Origin of the sequence: Denitraticella aggregata (assembly GCF_048158365.1) — a bacterium.
Classification (GTDB): Bacteria; Pseudomonadota; Gammaproteobacteria; order Burkholderiales; family Rhodocyclaceae; genus Azoarcus_F.
This window is the reverse complement of the sequence record NZ_JBLLNL010000009.1, coordinates 94,947-113,088: the sequence shown is the minus strand read 5'-3', so window position 1 is coordinate 113,088 and position 18,142 is coordinate 94,947. Positions and strand designations below refer to the sequence as shown.

At 63.4% G+C, this 18,142-nt stretch carries 19 protein-coding genes; 15 read left to right on the top strand and 4 right to left on the bottom strand.

Annotation, left to right across the window (positions count from 1 at the left end; all coding sequences use genetic code 11):
- Positions 1–323 precede the first annotated feature (323 nt).
- From xseA to ACKVEX_RS12245, 7 genes are all read left to right on the top strand, one after another.
- On the top strand, positions 324–1,727 hold the full coding sequence (gene xseA / locus ACKVEX_RS12275; RefSeq protein WP_473216022.1) for an exodeoxyribonuclease VII large subunit: 1,404 nt from the start codon (positions 324–326) through the stop codon (positions 1,725–1,727).
- Positions 1,728–1,840: 113 nt separating this feature from the next.
- On the top strand, positions 1,841–2,428 hold the full coding sequence (locus ACKVEX_RS12270; protein ID WP_473216021.1) for a superoxide dismutase: 588 nt from the start codon (positions 1,841–1,843) through the stop codon (positions 2,426–2,428).
- A 307-nt stretch (positions 2,429–2,735) separates the two neighbouring features.
- A complete protein-coding gene (locus tag ACKVEX_RS12265) occupies positions 2,736–3,755 on the top strand; it encodes a sulfate ABC transporter substrate-binding protein (RefSeq protein WP_473216020.1) in 1,020 nt (339 codons plus the stop codon).
- 79 nt (positions 3,756–3,834) lie between these two features.
- Positions 3,835–4,665 (top strand): sulfate ABC transporter permease subunit CysT, encoded by an 831-nt coding sequence (cysT, locus tag ACKVEX_RS12260; protein ID WP_473216019.1) that lies wholly within the window; start codon positions 3,835–3,837, stop codon positions 4,663–4,665.
- An 11-nt stretch (positions 4,666–4,676) separates the two neighbouring features.
- A complete protein-coding gene (cysW, locus tag ACKVEX_RS12255) occupies positions 4,677–5,585 on the top strand; it encodes a sulfate ABC transporter permease subunit CysW (protein ID WP_473216018.1) in 909 nt (302 codons plus the stop codon).
- A gap of 22 nt (positions 5,586–5,607) precedes the next feature.
- Positions 5,608–6,702 carry a sulfate/molybdate ABC transporter ATP-binding protein gene (locus ACKVEX_RS12250; RefSeq protein WP_473216017.1) on the top strand — a complete coding sequence of 365 codons (1,095 nt, stop codon included), beginning with the start codon at positions 5,608–5,610 and terminating at the stop codon, positions 6,700–6,702.
- Positions 6,699–7,634 carry a CysB family HTH-type transcriptional regulator gene (locus ACKVEX_RS12245; RefSeq protein WP_473216016.1) on the top strand — a complete coding sequence of 312 codons (936 nt, stop codon included), beginning with the start codon at positions 6,699–6,701 and terminating at the stop codon, positions 7,632–7,634. Before ACKVEX_RS12250 ends, ACKVEX_RS12245 begins: the two co-directional genes overlap by 4 nt.
- Positions 7,635–7,674: 40 nt before the next feature.
- Here the strand turns inward: ACKVEX_RS12245 and ACKVEX_RS12240 are convergent, their stop codons facing one another.
- The 4 genes from ACKVEX_RS12240 to ACKVEX_RS12225 form a co-directional block, all read right to left on the bottom strand.
- The gene (locus ACKVEX_RS12240; protein ID WP_473216015.1) at positions 7,675–8,034 is read right to left on the bottom strand and encodes an ArsR/SmtB family transcription factor; all 360 of its coding nucleotides are present in this window, start codon (positions 8,032–8,034) and stop codon (positions 7,675–7,677) included.
- 115 nt (positions 8,035–8,149) lie between these two features.
- A complete protein-coding gene (locus ACKVEX_RS12235; RefSeq protein ID WP_473216014.1) occupies positions 8,150–8,665 on the bottom strand; it encodes a DsrE family protein in 516 nt (171 codons plus the stop codon).
- 280 nt (positions 8,666–8,945) lie between these two features.
- A complete protein-coding gene (locus ACKVEX_RS12230; RefSeq protein ID WP_473216013.1) occupies positions 8,946–10,031 on the bottom strand; it encodes a sulfate/molybdate ABC transporter ATP-binding protein in 1,086 nt (361 codons plus the stop codon).
- 218 nt (positions 10,032–10,249) lie between these two features.
- Positions 10,250–10,867 carry an RBBP9/YdeN family alpha/beta hydrolase gene (locus ACKVEX_RS12225; RefSeq protein WP_473216012.1) on the bottom strand — a complete coding sequence of 206 codons (618 nt, stop codon included), beginning with the start codon at positions 10,865–10,867 and terminating at the stop codon, positions 10,250–10,252.
- A gap of 268 nt (positions 10,868–11,135) precedes the next feature.
- Between ACKVEX_RS12225 and chrA the strand changes: the two genes are divergently transcribed.
- The 8 genes from chrA (at position 11,136) to cysW (ACKVEX_RS12185) (ending at position 18,110) form a co-directional block, all read left to right on the top strand.
- The gene (gene chrA / locus ACKVEX_RS12220) at positions 11,136–12,488 is read left to right on the top strand and encodes a chromate efflux transporter (RefSeq protein ID WP_473216011.1); all 1,353 of its coding nucleotides are present in this window, start codon (positions 11,136–11,138) and stop codon (positions 12,486–12,488) included.
- 47 nt (positions 12,489–12,535) lie between these two features.
- Positions 12,536–12,805: a hypothetical protein gene (locus ACKVEX_RS12215; RefSeq protein ID WP_473216010.1), complete on the top strand. Its 270-nt coding sequence runs from the start codon at positions 12,536–12,538 to the stop codon at positions 12,803–12,805.
- Between the two features lie 49 nt (positions 12,806–12,854).
- A complete protein-coding gene (locus tag ACKVEX_RS12210; protein ID WP_473216009.1) occupies positions 12,855–13,070 on the top strand; it encodes a TOBE domain-containing protein in 216 nt (71 codons plus the stop codon).
- A 119-nt stretch (positions 13,071–13,189) separates the two neighbouring features.
- Positions 13,190–14,062: a TauD/TfdA dioxygenase family protein gene (locus ACKVEX_RS12205; protein WP_473216008.1), complete on the top strand. Its 873-nt coding sequence runs from the start codon at positions 13,190–13,192 to the stop codon at positions 14,060–14,062.
- Positions 14,063–14,131: 69 nt separating this feature from the next.
- Complete coding sequence (locus ACKVEX_RS12200) at positions 14,132–14,983, top strand: EAL domain-containing protein (protein WP_473216007.1); 852 nt, start codon at positions 14,132–14,134, stop codon at positions 14,981–14,983.
- Positions 14,984–15,202: 219 nt separating this feature from the next.
- A complete protein-coding gene (gene cysP / locus ACKVEX_RS12195; RefSeq protein ID WP_473216006.1) occupies positions 15,203–16,216 on the top strand; it encodes a thiosulfate ABC transporter substrate-binding protein CysP in 1,014 nt (337 codons plus the stop codon).
- Between the two features lie 158 nt (positions 16,217–16,374).
- On the top strand, positions 16,375–17,253 hold the full coding sequence (cysT, locus tag ACKVEX_RS12190; protein WP_473216005.1) for a sulfate ABC transporter permease subunit CysT: 879 nt from the start codon (positions 16,375–16,377) through the stop codon (positions 17,251–17,253).
- Positions 17,250–18,110: a sulfate ABC transporter permease subunit CysW gene (cysW, locus tag ACKVEX_RS12185; protein WP_473216004.1), complete on the top strand. Its 861-nt coding sequence runs from the start codon at positions 17,250–17,252 to the stop codon at positions 18,108–18,110. The genes cysT (ACKVEX_RS12190) and cysW (ACKVEX_RS12185) overlap by 4 nt, the downstream gene beginning before the upstream one ends.
- The last annotated feature ends 32 nt before the right edge of the window (positions 18,111–18,142 follow it).

Here is an 18,142-nt window from a genome sequence, read left to right as displayed (position 1 = left end):
ACCCCTGTCCGGCGGCCGCCTCGTACCCCAGCGTTCAACCGGTAACGATCGCGACGCAATCCACAGATCCTGTGGATAAGCTTGTGGACTAACACCCGCCACCACGCTGAACGGCCGATCCCGCGGGCACGTCACTAGATCGCTGCAAAATGATGCAACAAATTTTCACATGTAAATCATATACTTAAAAATACGCCTTTGATCCATAAGTGTTTTTTTCGGGGGATTGACATCGCCTAATGCGTGTGGATAGCAGGGCGCCGTCCGGCCCCTCCGGGCGTGTTCTGCCGCAGCGCGCACACCCGGCTGCTACACTCCGGCCCATGTCGCTGCAATCGAATCCTCCTCCACTGTCGAGCGCCCAGACCGAGGTCCTCAGCGTCTCCGCGCTCAACCGGCTGGCCAGAACGACCCTCGAGCGCAGCTTTCCGCTGCTGCGGGTGGCGGGCGAGGTCTCCAACCTGACCCGCGCCGCCTCCGGACACCTGTATTTCACGCTCAAGGACGAGCAGGCCCAGGTGCGATGCACGATGTGGCGCAACAAGGCCCAGTTGCTCGGTTTCCGGCCGGAGAACGGCATGCAGGTCGAAGCGCGAGTGCAGGTCACGCTGTACGAAGCACGCGGCGATTTTCAGCTGAGCGTCGAAGGCCTGAGACAGGGCGGATCCGGTAACCTGTTCGAAGCGTTCCTGCGGCTCAAGGACAGGCTGGCTGCCGAAGGCCTGTTCGATGGGGCACTGAAGCGGGACATTCCGCGTTTTCCGCGCCGGGTCGGCATCGTGACCTCACCCGCGGCTGCCGCGCTGCAGGATGTCGTGGCCGCGATGCGGCGACGCGCACCGCATCTGCCACTGGTGCTGTATCCGGCTCCGGTCCAGGGAGACGGTGCCGGTCAGGCGCTCGCCAGCGCGGTCCGCACCGCGTCGGCACGCGCGGCCGAAGACCAGATCGATGTGCTGCTGGTCGTGCGCGGCGGCGGCAGCCTGGAGGACTTGTGGGCATTCAACGACGAGTCGCTCGCACGCAGCATCCGCGCGTGCGCGGTACCGGTGATCAGCGGAGTCGGGCACGAGACCGACGTCACGATCGCCGATTTCGTCGCCGACCTGCGGGCGGCCACACCGACCGGCGCCGCGGAGCTCGCGTCCGGAGGATTCGTCGACGCGGCCGCCCGCCTCGGCGTGCTCGAGCATCTGCTCGCCCAGCGCTTCCGGACGCGGCTCAATGCGCTGGAACAGCGTGTCGACCGGGCTGCACTGCGCTTCAGACATCCGCGCGACCGTCTGTCGCGCTCGGCCGAGCAACTCGACGCGCTCGCGCGCCGCCTGCGACTCGGGCTCGATCAGCGCATCGAGCGCGCACAGGCGCGGACCCGAATGCTGCGACTACAGTTGCGCTCGCCGCATCCCGCGCTGACACGACATCAGGAACACCTCCAGCGCCTGGCCGAACGCCTCGCTCAGGCCGGTCGAACCAGGTTGCACCGACACGACGATCGCGTCGCAGCGCTCGGCGCCCACCTCGCCCATCTCGCGCCGGCGGGCGTGCTCGCACGCGGATACAGCATCACCCGCGACGCACGGGGACGCATCCTGCGCTCGACCGATGCGGTCGAGATCGGCGACAATGTCTCGATCGAGCTCAGCGACGGCGAACTGGCCGTAACAGTATCGGACCTGCGCCGGCGCGCGTCGCCCGGGTCGTCACCGGACAGCGGCACCCGCTGAAGCTCGGAGGGTGACACGGACGTTGTCATCCCGCGCTAATCCCGACTAGAATAGTCAGGCTTTGAACCGTCCCGGTTCGATGAACCCTTCAGGACTCAACACAGGAGAATCTCATGGAACATACCCTACCCGCCCTGCCCTTCGCCAAGGACGCACTGGCGCCGCACATCTCCGCCGAGACGTTGGAGTTCCACTACGGCAAGCATCACCAGGCCTATGTGACCAACCTGAACAATCTGATCAAGGGCACCGAGTTCGAGAACCTCGACCTCGAAGCCATCGTCAAGAAGGCCCCGGCCGGCGGCATCTACAACAACTCCGCCCAGGTCTGGAATCACACCTTCTTCTGGAACAGCATGAAACCCAACGGCGGCGGCGAGCCGACCGGCGCGCTGGCCGACGCGATCAAGGCGAAGTGGGGCTCGTTCGAGGACTTCAAGAAGGCCTTCACCGCATCGGCGATCGGCAACTTCGGCTCCGGCTGGACCTGGCTGGTCAAGAAGGCCGATGGCGCGGTCGACATCGTCAACATGGGTGCGGCCGGTACGCCGCTGACGACCGGTGACACCGCCCTGCTCTGTATCGACGTGTGGGAACACGCCTACTACATCGACTACCGCAACCGTCGTCCGGACTTCGTCGCGACCTTCCTCAACAGTCTGGCCAACTGGGACTTCGCGTCGCAGAACTACGCGGCCTGATACGCTCAAAGCGCCAGTCGACAAGGCACCTTCGGGTGCCTTTTTGTTTGTGTGCGACGGATTCCGGACCAGATGCGAGGTGGTCGGCCGCGCCTGAAAACGCTCATCGGGCACGGCCAGGCGTCTCACACCCAGGCGCGTTTGTGCGGCAGCGGATCGCAGGAATATCGATATGCCATCCAGCCCTAAGCATTTTTGCTGCTAAGCAACACAGATCTGATTGGTTCACGGATTCTCTCCCAGACTCTTTAATGCACTCCCGCAAGCATTCGTTTAGCAACTGAAAACATTACCCTCGGGAGTCCCCATGCGTCGTTTCAATTTCCGCAAGCTCGCCCTGACCGCACTTGCCACCGCCACACTCGGCGTGAGCGCCCTCGCGTCGGCACAGACCAGCATCCTCAATGTCTCCTACGACCCGACCCGCGAGTTCTATCGCGAATACAACGCGGCCTTCCAGCAGCACTGGCAAGCGCTCAAGGGAGAACAGGTCGATATCCGTCAGTCACATGGGGGCGCAGGTTCTCAGGCGCGGGCGGTCATCGACGGGCTGGACGCCGACGTGGTCACGCTGGCGCTGGCCTATGACATTGACGCCATGCATTCGCGCGCCGACCTGATCCCGGCCGACTGGCAGAGCCGCCTGCCATCCAACAGTTCGCCCTACACCTCGACCATCGTATTGCTGGTGCGTGCCGGCAACCCGAAGAACATCAAGGACTGGGATGATCTGGTGCGCGAAGGGGTCGAGGTGATCACACCGAATCCGAAGACCTCCGGCGGCGCACGCTGGAACTATCTCGCTGCCTGGGGCTTTGCGCTGGAAAAGTACGGCAGCGAGGAGAAGGCCTACGAGTTCGTGCGCGACATCTACAAGAACGTACCGGTGCTCGACCCGGCCGCCCGGGGTGCGACCAACACCTTCGTGCAGCGACGCATCGGCGACGTGTTCATCGCGTGGGAAAACGAAGCCTTCCTGTCGGTAGAGCAGCTGGGCAAGGGTGAATACGAGATCATCGTGCCGTCGATCAGCATCCTGGCAGAACCGCCCGTGACCGTCGTCGACAAGAACGTCGACCGCAAGGGCACCCGCGAAGTCGCGCAGGCCTATCTCGAATTCCTCTACACCGAAGACGCGCAGCGTCTGGCGGGCAAGCACTATTACCGCCCGTCCAACCCGACCATCGCCGCCGAGTTCGCCGAACGCTTCCCTGCGGCCAATCTGTTCGGCATCGACGACGTGTTCGGCGGCTGGAAGACCGCCCAGGAAACCCACTTCAACGACGGTGGCGTATTCGACCGCATCCTGAGCGAAATTCACAAGTAATCGTGCGTCACCACCAGGGCCGGCTCCCCGACAGGGGCGCCGGCCCTGGCACGAGCGTCGCACCGATGGAGAACAAGCAATGGCTTTCGCGCTACGCCGGCAGAGCGTGATTCCCGGTTTCGGCATCACGCTGGGTTTCACCGTCTTCTATCTCGGCTTCATCCTGCTGCTGCCGATCGCAGGCCTGTTGATCTATACCGCTCAGATGAGCTGGGACGACTTCTGGCATGCGGTCAGCAGCCGGCAGGTGGTCGCGTCCTACAAGCTGTCGTTTGGCGCCTCCTTCATCGCCGCAGTGATCAACCTGGTGTTCGGTGCGATCGTCGCATGGGTGCTGGTGCGCTACCGCTTCACCGGCAAACGCATCGTCGATGCGCTGGTCGACCTGCCGTTCGCGATGCCGACCGCGGTCGCGGGTATCGCGCTGGTGACGCTGTATGCATCCACCGGCTGGATCGGACAGTATCTCGACGTGTTCGGCATCCGCATCGCCTACACCCAGCTCGGCGTCGTGGTCGCGCTGACCTACATCGGTCTGCCCTTCGTCGTGCGCACGGTTCAACCCGTGCTGGAAGACCTGGACAAGGAGGTCGAGGAAGCCTCGGCGATCATGGGCGCGACCCGGCTGACGACGATACGGCGGGTGATCCTGCCGGCGTTGCTGCCGGCGCTGCTGACCGGCTTCGCGCTGGCCTTCGCGCGTGCTGTCGGGGAATACGGCTCGGTGATCTTCATCTCCGGCAACCTCCCCTACCGTACCGAGATCACGCCCTTGCTGATCGTCGCCAAGGCCGAGCAGTACGACTATCCGGGCGCAGCCGCGATCGGCACCGTGATGCTGCTCACCGCGTTCGTACTGCTGCTGATCATCAACGGCCTGCAGTGGTGGACCTCGCGCCGCTACCGATGAGAGACAATCCGATGAGTTCGCTTGCTTCAGAAATCCGGGCCCCGGGTGGCGCGGCCAGTGCCGCCTCCGGCCACAAACTTGCATGGCACCGCGCCACCGAGGAGCCGGCGTGGCTGCGGCGCGTGCTGATCGGCGTCGCCTTGACCTTCCTCGCGCTGTTCCTGGTGCTGCCCCTGACGGTGGTCCTCTACAGCGCCTTCGAGCAGGGTCTCAAGGTCTGGTACGACGCCATCGTCGAGCCCGACGCCGCCGCTGCGATCCGGCTCACGCTGCTGGTCGTCCTCATCGTCGTACCGCTGAATCTGGTCTTCGGCGTGGTCGCCGCGTGGGCGATCGCGAAGTTCGAGTTCCGTGGCAAGTCCGTGCTGATCACGCTGATCGACCTGCCGTTCGCGATCTCGCCGGTGGTGGTCGGCCTGATCTTCGTGATCCTGCTCGGTTCCCAGGGCTGGCTCGGGCCGTGGCTCGCCAGTCACGATTTGCGCATCATCTTCGCCGTGCCCGGCATCATCATCGTGATCGCGTTCGGCACGCTCCCTTTCGTCGCACGCGAACTGATCCCGCTGATGCAGCAACAGGGCAAGGAGGAGGAAGAGTCGTCGCTGACACTCGGTGCCAACGGCTGGCAGACCTTCTGGCGGGTCACGCTGCCCAACGTGAAGTGGGGCCTGATCTATGGCGTGATCCTGTGCAACGCCCGCGCGATGGGCGAGTTCGGCGCGGTGGCGGTGGTGTCGGGCCGCATTCGCGGCGAAACCAACACGATGCCGCTGCACATCGAGGTGCTCTATAACGAGTACATGTTCACTGCCGCCTTCGCGGTGTCGTCGCTGCTCGCCGGGCTGGCGATCGTGACCATCGCGGTGAAGAGTTTCGTCGAATGGCAAGACGAGCGCGCACGCAAGGCGCAGCAGGACTGACCGGACCTAGGAAGAAGACACCATGAGTATCGAAATCGAGAACGTGAACAAACGCTTCGGCGACTTCGTCGCGGTGGACAATGTCAGCCTGTCGCTTCCCGACGGCCAGCTGACCGCGCTGCTCGGCCCCTCGGGCTCGGGCAAGACCACGCTGCTGCGCATCATCGCCGGGCTCGAACATCCGGATTCGGGGCGCATCCGCTTTCACGGCGAGGACACCACCGACGTGCATGTCAGCGACCGCGGCGTCGGCTTCGTGTTCCAGCATTACGCGCTGTTCAAGCACATGAGCGTGTTCGACAATGTCGCCTACGGTCTGACCGTGAAACCGCGCCGCATCCGGCCGGACAAGGCGGAGATCAAGCGTCGCGTGATGCGACTGCTCGAACTGGTCCAGCTCGACTGGACCGCGCACCGCCTGCCCTCGCAACTGTCGGGCGGCCAGCGTCAGCGCATCGCGCTGGCCCGGGCACTCGCGGTCGAACCCAAGGTGCTGTTGCTCGACGAACCCTTCGGCGCGCTGGACGCGAAGGTGCGCACCGAACTGCGCCGCTGGCTGCGGCGACTGCATGACGAGATCCATGTGACCAGCGTGTTCGTGACCCATGACCAGGAGGAGGCGCTGGAAGTGTCGGACCGGGTCGTCGTGATGAATCACGGCAAGGTCGAGCAGGAGGGCACGCCCGAGGATGTCTATGATCGTCCGGCCAACCCTTTCGTCTACAAGTTCCTCGGCAACGTCAATCTGTTCCATGCGCGCGTCGAGAACGGTCATGCACGCATCGGCGATCTGACGCTGCCCGCGCCTGAGCATGGCGAGAGCCGAGAAGGCAAGGGTTATGCTTATGTACGCCCACATGAGATCGAGATCCTGTCGAACGGACAGGATGGATCGGGGGCGCTGCCGGCGAAGATCGAACTCGTATCCGTGGTCGGGCCGACCGTGCGCCTGGAGTTGCGGGTCGAGAACGGCGAAGACCTGGTGCACGCCGAACTGCCGAAGGCGCGCTTTCGTGAGCTGGGACTCGTGCAGGGCGGACAGGCCCGGATCAGGCCCTTGACCAGTCGGGTATTTCTGGACGGCGATACATTGCCGTCGGTTGGGAGTACGACTTGAATTTTCAGCAGCTTCGCATCATCCGGGAGACGGTCCGGCGCAACTTCAACCTGACCGAGGTCGCGAACACGCTCTACACAGCGCAGTCCGGCGTGTCCAAGCACATCAAGGACCTCGAGGACGAACTCGGCATCGAACTGTTCGTCCGCAAGGGCAAGCGCCTGCTCGGCCTCACCGAGCCAGGCAAGGAGTTGCTGCCGGTAGTCGAGCGCATCCTGCTCGACACCCAGAACATCAAGCGTCTGGCCGATCAGTTCTCCAAGAAGGACGAGGGCCATCTGGCGATCGCGACCACGCATACGCAGGCGCGCTATGCGCTGCCGCCGGTCGTGTCACGCTTCAAGCAGACCTTTCCGCGCGTGCACCTGCAGTTGCACCAGTGTGGCCCGAAGGAGATCGTCGCGCTGTTGCGTGCCGGCCAGATCGACATCGGCATCGCGACCGAGGCGATCGGCGAGGAAGAGGACCTTGTGACCTTCCCGTTCTACCAGTGGCAGCATGCGGTCATCGTTCCGGAAGAGCACCCGCTCGCCCGGGCCAACCCGCTCACTCTGGAGGCGATCGCCGAATTTCCGCTGATCACCTACCAGGAAGGCTATACCGGGCGGGCACGTATCGATGCTGCCTTCGCCGAGCAGGGGCTGGTACCGGACATCGTGATGTCTGCCCTGGACGCGGACGTGATCAAGTCCTACGTGGAACTGGGCCTGGGCATCGGCATCATCGCGGCGATGGCCTACCACCCGAAGCGCGATGCCGGCCTCGTGCTACTCGATGGCAAGGGCCTGTTCGAGCTCAACACCACCTGGATCGCGCTGCGGCGGGGTCACTACCTGCGCGACTATGCGTTGCGCTTCATCGAATACTGCGCACCGGCGCTGACCGAGGACCGGATTCGGGACAGCGTGTTCCCAAAGCCGACGTCCGCCTGAGCCGCAAGCGGCCCGGGGCATGCGCCGGGCCGCTTGCGGCTCAGGCGTGCTCGGGGCAGAACACGTCCCGAATCATCGATATCAGAACCAGCGTGCGCTCGTCGCCGACCCGATAGTAGACCTTGTTGGCATCCTTGCGACGCGCCAGCACCCTGTCCTGATGCAGGATGCCCAGATGCTTGGACGCGCTGCTGTGCGAGATCGACAACGCTTCGGCGACCTCCTGCACGCACAGCTCCCGCTCGGCGATGATGCACAGCATGTGCAGGCGCAACGGGTCCCCGATCGCCTTGAACACGTCGGCCGCGATCTCGATCTGCTTGGCGGTGTGGAAGGGTCCGATACTGGCTTCCACGGCCGGTTGAGAGCGCCGCAGACCGGCCGGCTCGCGTGTGTTCATGGCGGGTCAAGCGTTAAGTTGCGCAGACGGGAAGGAACGCTCGACGCAAACGCCGCCGACGGCCCCAAATCGAACCATACGAGGGGTATTGCGTCGATCATTTGTGGCGCGTCGATCAGTTTCCGTGCTTCTCGAGATCGCGGATACCGCGTACCGGGAGAGGCAGAGGATTGACATAGGCGTAACCCTGGCTCTGCAGCAACACGATCTCCGGAAAACCTGCCGGAACGACCGTGACGAAACCGTGCATGTCTTCCGGCTTGTAACCTGCCGCGCGAAGCGCGTTGTTGCACATGCGGAACTCGACGCCTGACTGGGCAAGTTCATGCATCCGGTCGATGACAGCCTGATAGGTTTCGTAGTTTTCCTTGGCGAATGCCCTCAACTCCGGTCCGTGGGTCACGATCACGGTTTTTCCCGGAACCGCCTTTCGGGTGTTCGTGACGAAACTGTAGAGGATGTTCAGGTCCCGCGGGTTATCGTAATTGACGTCGAAGACCTGGTTTATTTCAGGGTAGGCATGCATGTCTACCTTCGCAGTGCCATAGGGCGCGAAGGCTTCGTTCGCCACGGCGGCCGCGGGCGCGAGGAGCACCGTAGCCAGGCTGCACAAAAGAACCCGTTTGAGCATTTTTCTTTCTCCATTCAAAGCTGACACCGGTTATCGGTAAAAGCATCCGGATTAGGATGCAAAGGGCCTGAGACGACCCCCTTGACCAAGATGCATCGGGCTCCAGTCTAGCGACCGGAACGAACATCCATAAGAACAATTTCTTCCTTAATAATCTGAAATATGTCGCTTTCGACATCGACTTCTGACCGACCGGGATGTTCGCGCCCGCGCCTGCGCATCGGTCGCAACTGACCGTGGCGGGCAGTTCAGTGCGCGAGTTCGTCAGTCGAGGCAGTGTTCATGCGACCTCGCTACGGAAAATACGCAAGCCGAGCGGCACCAACCGAACGGTCTGCCCCTCCGACAGACAAAGGGCCTGGACCCGCTCCCGCGGGAGGACGACCTCGTAGTGAATCGGTGGCCCGATCTCGGCATCTCGGCGGACACCGTCGAGTTCGATACGGGCGCTTGCCCCAAAACCAAGGATCCGGCTCACGACGGCCTTCACCCCCTCCGATGCATCCGGATCGGTCACGATCTCGAGCTGGTGCGGCCGCGCGAAACCGACGACTTCGGAACCGTGATCCGCATCCCGTCCGTCATGCAGCAGGCTCGCGTCACCGACGACCACATGCTCCCCCTCCACCCGGCCGTGGAACAGATTGACCGAGCCGAGAAAGCCATAGACGAAGGGCGTGGCCGGATGCTCGTACACCTCGTTCGGCGTACCCATCTGCTCGACCTTGCCATGATTCATCAATACCACCTGGTCGGCCACTTCCAGCGCCTCCTCCTGGTCGTGCGTGACGAAGATCGAGGTCACGTGCAATTCGTCGTGCAGACGTCTGAGCCAGCGCCGCAGTTCCTTGCGCACCTTCGCATCCAGCGCACCGAAGGGTTCGTCCAACAGCAGCACGCGCGGCTCGACCGCCAGTGCGCGCGCGAGCGCAATACGCTGACGCTGCCCCCCCGAAAGCTGAGACGGATACCGGTCGGCCAGCCAGTCGAGTTGCACCAGATCGAGCAGCCGATGCACGCGCCGCGTGATCTCGGCGTTGTCCGGGCGCTCCTTGCGCGGTTTCACCCGCAGGCCGAAGGCTACGTTCTCGAACACCGTCATGTGGCGGAACAGCGCGTAGTGCTGGAACACGAAGCCGACCTGGCGCTCACGCACATGGGTGTCGGACGCATCCTCGCCGTCGAGGATCACCCGACCACTGTCGGCGGTCTCCAGCCCTGCGATCACGCGCAGCAGCGTCGTCTTCCCGCAGCCGGACGGCCCGAGCAGCGCCACCAGTTCCCCGGACGGAAACTCGAGGCTGACATCGTCCAATGCGACGAAGTCGCCGAAGCGCTTGCTGATACCGCTGACTTGAATGCTCATACGCAGGGTGATGAAGACCAATCGAAATGCGGAGACGAAGCAAGCGGTCACAAGGCGCGCACTGCCCCGCCCACTTCGGAATTGACACGCAAGCTTAATCGGCAAGCGCTGGGAGGCATAGCACCCCCGAGGAATTAGCATATTCCAATCCGCGCGATATGGATTCGACGATGCGGGCCGTTCGCCGCTTCACGAGAAACCGCAACCCCGCATCCGGTTCAGGCCGCGTCCAGCGATGCGAAACGACGGGCGCCCTCACTCACGGTCACCTTCCCCCCGGGCCCGGAGGACCGGAATCGGCCACGCCTTACCAGAAACCGTGTCGCCGTCTCGCGCAAGGCCTCGTAGAACACATACCCCTCCGGCCAGGGTCCGTAACCGGAATCGACATTGATATGGCCCGCCGCACCGATGTCGATGAAGCGGCACCCCCAACGCAGGGCCCAGTAGCGCGCCGTGGCGACCGTCATCCATGGATCGTTCTGACTCCCCACCACCGCACTCGGAACGTCGAGGCTCACCGAGGCGAGCCGGTTCGACACCCCGAACTTCTTCGGATCGGCCGGCGCCACCAACATTGCCCCCTTGATCCGTCCGGGCCGCAACATCGACGCCCTGACCGACGCAAGGCAACCGAAACTGTGTGCGACGACAATGGCGCCGCCGTCGCAGGTATCGATCTGCTCGGCAACCCGCGCCGACCAACGGTCGAGGTCGGGATTACCCCAGTCATCCTGCTCGACACGCCTCGCGCCGGGTATCAGCGTCTCCATCCAGCTCTGCCAGTGGGTCGGTCCGCTTCCGTGCAGTCCGGGAACGATGAGGGTAGTCAGCATATGGGGTGCCTTTCGGCAGTTCGGAATCGTGCCTCGAAGTATCCGACAGCGCACACGCTCGCCGAACAACAAATTTGTGCATTGCATATACCAGCAAGATGCACATCACCGCGCTGTCCGCTTATGCGTTTTTCTGCCTATCATCTCGTTTCTTCTTCGTTCGCCTCGCTCGGCCGGACTCCTAGAATCGACGCTTTTTCGACGCGCGCAGGCTCGGCAGGGATGCGCGCCAGACTCGCGGACCGATCATCGACCAGGACGCCACCCCATGCAGGACCCTGAAGCATCACAGGCCCGCCCCGCTCACCCTTCATTCACCGAGGCCTTGCTCTACTGGCTGAAACTCGGTTTCATCAGCTTTGGCGGGCCCGCCGGTCAGATCTCGATGATGCATCATGAACTGGTGGAGAGGCGCCGCTGGATCTCGGAGCGCCGTTTCCTGCATGCGCTCAACTTCTGCATGCTGCTGCCTGGCCCCGAGGCGCAGCAACTGGCCATCTATCTCGGATGGCTGCTTCATCGAACCTGGGGCGGCATCGTTGCCGGCGTACTGTTCGTGCTCCCTTCGCTGTTCATTCTCGCGATCCTGACCTGGATCTACCTCGCCTTCGGGGACGTGGGTCTGGTGCAGGGCGTGTTCACCGGCATCAAGCCGGCCGTCGTCGCCATCGTGATTTTCGCGGCCTGGCGCATCGGCTCGCGCGCGCTGAAGAACGAGGTCATGTGGGCGATCGCCGCAGCGGCGTTCATCGCGATCTTCGTTTTTCGCGTGCCCTTTCCGCTGATCGTGCTGGGCGCGGCGACGCTGGGGCTGATCGGCGGCAGACTGATCCCCGCAAAGTTCCAGCTCGGCGGCGGACACGGCTCGGACGGCAAACGCTACGGCCCGGCGGTCATCGACGACGACACGCCGGCGTTGCCACATACCCGTTACCGCAGCACGCATCTGGTGAAGCTGCTCGCCGGCGGGCTGGCACTCTGGCTGGTCGGCATTCTTCTGCTGCCCGCGGGCATACTGACCGACATGGGCATCTTCTTCACCAAGGCCGCCCTGCTCACCTTCGGGGGCGCCTACGCGGTATTGCCTTACGTCTATCAGGGTGGCGTCGACACCTACGGCTGGCTCACCGGCACACAGATGATCGATGGACTCGCCCTCGGCGAGAGCACCCCCGGACCCTTGATCATGATCGTGGCCTTCGTCGGATTCGTCGGGACGTGGACGCACCCACTCCTCGGTCCGGACTCGTTGTTTCTGGCGGGTTTGATCGGTGCGAGCGTCGCCACCTTCTTCACCTTCCTGCCGTCGTTCCTGTTCATCCTCGCAGGCGGAGCGCTGGTCGAGTCGACGCACGGCAATCTGAAGTTCACTGCCCCGCTATCGGCGATCACCGCGGCGGTGGTCGGCGTGATCCTCAACCTCGCGCTGTTCTTCGGCTGGCAGGTGCTATGGCCGGATGCGGTTGCGGATGCGCCATTTTCGGGCGGCTTCGACGCTTTCTCGGCCGGCGTGGCCGTCGCCGCCTTCATTGCGCTATGGCGCTACAAGGTCGACATCCTGAAGGTACTCGGCCTTTGCGCAGTGTTAGGCTTGATTCACGGTTTCGCGTTCGGTTATTGAGCCGACGGCCTGACGATTGTCGGTCGGGCGAAGCCTGTGGAGGCATTTTGCCCAAGACGCAATTCGACACGCTCCGGGCGATCGGCCATGGGGCAGCCCAGAACACGGTTGAAATGCAGTGCCGGACCGGCTTGGTCGTCCTATTCGGCCCTGAAAGTCGCCAGTTCAGTCCGACCCTGGTTGTCGCGCCAGCCAACGCCGACTTCGTCGCCGCGGCTGACGCCGTCGAGCGCGAAGGTGCGACGTTGGCGAACACGATCGACACAACCTTGTCGAAATGGAATATGCATCGCAGCAAATATTATTGGCAGTTATAAAAATCAGAATGCACAGTGCGTCTCTCGTTCAATCAGGGGAGCACAAGCCATGACGATTCATTCCATCAATGTCCGCAACCAGTTCCGCGGCAAGGTCAAGGAGATCATCCGGGGCCCGGTCGTTTCCGAAATCGATGTCGACACCGCGCACGGCATCGTCACATCCGTGATCACGACCCGATCAGTCGATGAACTGGCGCTTCAGCCCGGCAGCGAAGTGATTGCGCTGGTGAAATCGACCGAGGTGTCGATCGCCAAGATCTGAGCCATTACGTATTCCATGAGCTGACGCTGATCCCGCGCAAGCTCGACGTGCATGCCATCGTGTGGCGACCGCAACACTGATCACGCCGATCCCTTTCCCTTCCTGGTAGGAGCACCGCCATGACCAAACCCGAACACGCGGTACCGGGCTACAAACTGCTCGCGATCGAACCCTATACGCCCAACATCGGCGCGATCGTGCACGACCTCGATCTGGCCACGGCGAACGGAGACCCCGTACGCGAGGAATTGAGACGGGCGCTCGCCGAGTTCCAGGTCCTGTTTTTCCGGCGCCAGCAGCTGAGCCTGGAGCAGCATCTGGAGGTCGCGCGCATCTTTGGCGATCCGGACAAGGCCAAGGCCTTCTTTCCCCGGCATCAGGAACATGGCGCGATCGAGGTCATCGAAGCGAAGCCGGGCGGACATCGTTACACCACCGACCAATGGCACGCCGACATCACGTTCTCGCACAACCCGCCGACCGGAACGGTGCTGTATGCACGCGAGGTGCCCGCCAGCGGCGGCGACACCATCTGGACGAGCGCGACCCGCGCCTATGACGCGCTGCCGGCAGCGCTGCGAGCATGGCTCGAACAACTGGAAGCAGTGCATTCCTTCGAGCACAGCGGCTGGCCGCGATACTTCCTCGAGAAACCCGATGGCGTGGAGGTATACCGCAACGCCCGCAGCGAACACCTGCCGGTCGTCCATCCGGTGATCCGGACCCACCCGGTCACCGGCAGGAAGCTGCTCTACGTCAATCCCAACTTCACCAGCCATATCAAGGGGCTGACCCGCCAGGAAAGCGATCCGTTGCTCGCTTACCTGTTCGGCGTGCTACAACGCCCCGAGTTCCATGCCCGGCTACGCTGGGAGAAGGATACCGTGGCGATCTGGGACAACCGCGCGACGCAGCACTATGCGGTCGCGGACTATCACCCGCAGTACCGTCTGGTGCACCGGGTGACCTTCGGCGAAGACCGGGCTTTCTGAGCCGACGATCATGAACGGACGAATTCAGGCTGTATGAAGAATGCATCGTTTGAGAAGCCGGAGTCGCCGATGAACACTCATTTGCAAGGACTGAAGGATCCGTCTCACAATGTGCGCAAATTCCTCGATGAGTTGCCGCTGCACAAGCAGGCCGGACGGCACTTGCGCCGGCTGGCCGACGGCAGCGTCGTCGGCGACTGGTTCGGGTGCGAGCTGTCGAGCGTGTTTCAGCCGATCGTCGACTCGCGCACAGGCAATACGGTCGGTCACGAGGCCTTCCTCCGATGCGTGGGCGTCGGCGGCCAGCGCGATCTGTCGCCCTGGACGCTGTTCTCGGCCAACGCCGACGACGAACGGGTGGTCGCGCTGGACCGGCTCGCGCGCACGATCCATGCGCTCAACGTCATATCCTCGCTCCCGGACGACGGGCTGCTGTTCCTGAATGTTCACGGACGCCTGCTCGCGACGGTGACGTCGGACCACGGCGCGGCCTTCCGGCGGGTCGTGGACGCCCTCGGACTGCCACCCGAGCGCATCGTGATCGAAACCCCGCTGGCGGCGAGCGAGCAGGTCGATCTGCTCGCATTCGTGCTACGCAACTATCGCCAGAACGGCTTTCGCGTGGCAGTGAACGTCGAATCAGAAGCGCAGTGGCGGGCGCTGTCGACGACCGTCCTGGCGCAGTACATCAAGATCGACGGCGCAAAGCTGATCGCGAACGACGGCGCGCAACAGGAACTGGCGCGCCTCGCAGAACAGTCCAGTCATGCGCAGATCATCGTCACGCGGCTGGATGCACCGCTGGAGGTCGACCGGTCGATCGGCAATGTGTGGCTGCAGGGCTACGCCTATGGCCTGCCCGAGCAGCACGCCGCCCTCGCACCCCCCACGCGCCTGATCCTGAACCGCTTCGCCTGGTGAACGCCGGCTGCGCGCGACATTTCGTGCGGACGCACCCGAAAAAGCGCAAGGCGTTTATGCCCCAAATGTTATATGTAAAGCATCATCTTTTACTTCCGCAACATAAATCGCCGATACAGAATTGCGGTCTGCAAATCTTACGGCGACTGCCCCGAAAGCGTTCATCCCGAAAGTCCGGTCCCGTTCCGCATGAAACCCCCGAAGGAGAAATCACCCGCCATGTTGAAAAAACTTCTGCTCGCCAGCACGCTCGCCGCAACCGTCGTCACCAGCGGCGCGGTCTTCGCTCAGAGCCAGACCATCCTCAATGCCTCCTATGATGTCGCTCGCGAACTGTTCGGCGAGGTGAATCCCCGCTTCGTCGCACACTGGAAGCAGCAGACCGGGCAGGATCTGACCATCGACCAGTCCTTCGCCGGCAGTTCGCGCCAGGCGCAGAACATCATCCAGGGCATGAAGGTCGACACCGTCACGTTCAACCAGGTCACCGACGTGAACATCCTCGCCGAGCGCGGACTCGTCGCCGAGAACTGGGCCGAACGTCTGCCCAACAACGCGTCGCCCTACTACAGCACCATCGCCTTCCTGGTGCGCAAGGGCAACCCGAAGAACATCCAGAGCTGGGACGATCTCGCACGTGACGACGTCTCGCTGATCTTCCCGAATCCCAAGACATCCGGAAACGCGCGCTACACCTACCTGGCTGCATGGCTGCACGCGAACGAGAAGTTCGGTGGCGACGAAGTGAAGATCCGCGAGTTCGTCGGCAAACTGTTGCACAACGTCGAAAATTTCCCCACCGGGGGACGCGGCGCGACCGTGGCCTTCGCGCAGAACGGACAGGGCGACGTGCTGCTCAGTTTCGAGTCGGAAGTGGTGAATATCTCCAGGAACCCCGAGTTCGGCACCGGCGAGTATGAGGTCGTCGTCCCGCCGGTGAGCGTGCTGGCCGAGTTTCCGGTGTCGGTCGTCGATCGCGTCGTCGACGAGAAAGGCACGCGCGAGGTTGCCAACGCCTTCCTCGAATTCCTCTACACGAAGGACATTCAAACCTTGCTGACGTCGTTCAACCTGCGCGTGCATCACCCTGAGGTCGTCGCCGCCACGGCCGATCAGTTTCCCGAGATCCGCCTGATCAATCCGGTCGACGCCTTTGGCAGCTGGCAGAACATCACCGCGACCCACTTCGCCACCGACGGCGTGTTGGACCAACTGCTGGCGAGCAAGCCCTGATCTTGCGAGCGACACCCACCGGACCAGAGCCGCCCCACAGGCGGTCAGCGCGTCCCCGGTGAACCTCGTTCAGCGTTGTCGCGCCGCGTCGCCGATCATTCGGCGACGCGGCCTTTCTCTTGCAGACTCCCCGTTTCCGACAGCCAGCCCTCGCATCCGTGACTACAGCCCATCTCGCATCGCTCGCGGCGCCCCGCAAATCGTGGTTCTTCGCCCAGACACCGGTTCTGCCCGGTTTCGGGCTGAGCTTCGGCCTGTCCACGCTCTATATCTCGCTCATCATCCTGTTTCCGATCTCCGCGCTGCTGATCTACGTCAGCGAACTGTCGTGGGCGCAGTACTGGGCCGCGATCACCGACCGTAGAGTGCTCGCGAGCTACCGCGTGACCATCAGCGCGGCACTGTACGCGACGCTGGCAGCGATGCTGATCGGCCTGTTGCTGGCCTGGATCATCACGCGCTACGAGTTCCCCGGCCGGCGGATCCTGGATGCGCTGGTAGATCTGCCTTTCGCGTTGCCGACCGCGGTGGCCGGGCTGACGCTGGCGGTGCTGCTTTCACCGGCCGGCTGGCTCGGGCAGTACTTCGCCGCGATGGGCTTGCGGGTCGCCTACGCCTATCCGGGCATCGTCATCGCGATGACCTTCACCAGCCTGCCCTTCGTCGTGCGTACCGTGCAGCCGGTGCTGCAGGACATGGGGCCGGAGTATGAGGAGGCGGCCAGCACGCTGGGGGCGAACAAGCTGCAGATCTTCTGGCGCGTGATCCTGCCGACGCTGGTGCCGGCGCTGGTCACCGGTGCATCGCAGGCCTTCATCCGCAGTCTCGGCGAGTTCGGCGCGGTGATCATGATCGCCGGCAACATCCCGTTCCGCACCGAGGTCTCGTCGCTGATGATCTTCGTTCGCCTGCAGGAGTTCGACTACGCGGCTGCATCGGCGATCGCATCGGTCATCCTGCTCGCGTCGCTGCTGCTGATGTTCACGCTGCAGGTGGTGCAGGGGCGGCTGATGGCGTGGCAGAGGAGTTCGCGATGAAACGGCCTCGGCACTGGCATCAGTGGGCCCTGGTGGTGCTCGGGGTCGGCATCGCCTTCCTGCTGCTGATCCTGCCGCTGATCCTCATCTTTGCGCAGGCACTGTCGGGTGGCTGGGGTCTGCTGGTGTCGAATCTGGACGAGCGCTTCATGCGTCACGCGATCGGACTGACGCTGCTGGCGGCGGCACTGACCGTGCCGATCAACCTCGCCTTCGGCATCCTGCTCGCGTGGTGCGTGACACATTACGAGTTTCGCGGCCGCAAGCTGCTGACAACGCTGGTCGACATCCCCTTCGCGGTCTCGCCGGTGGTCGCCGGTCTGTGCTATCTGGTCGTCTATGGCCTGGAGAGCACCGTCGGACGCTGGCTGTACGGCAACGGCGTGCAGATCATCTTCGCGTGGCCGGGCATCGTGCTGGTCACGATCTTCGTCACCGCGCCCTATGTCGCGCGCATCCTGATCCCGCTGATGCAGGCCCAGGGCAGCGACGAGGAGTACGCCGCACTGACGCTCGGCGCCAATGGCTGGCAGATCTTCACCCGCGTGACGCTGCCCAACATCAAGTGGGCGCTGCTGTATGGCGTGGTCGTCACCAACGCACGCGCGGTCGGCGAATTCGGCGCAGTGGCGGTGGTCTCGGGCACCATCATCAACAAGACGCTGACCCTGCCCCTGCTGGTCGAGCAACTGAACAACGACTACAAGACCGCCGCCGCCTTCACCGCCGCCGCACTGCTCGCGTGCATGGCACTGGTGACGCTGTTCCTGAAGACGGTCATGGAATGGCGACAGCGACAGCGCGACGAACGCGTCGCGGCACTGCCGATGGAGAGACCGGTGCCGGCCCAGAGCTGAACGGAAGCCGACGCGGGTCGCGGCTCCAGGCA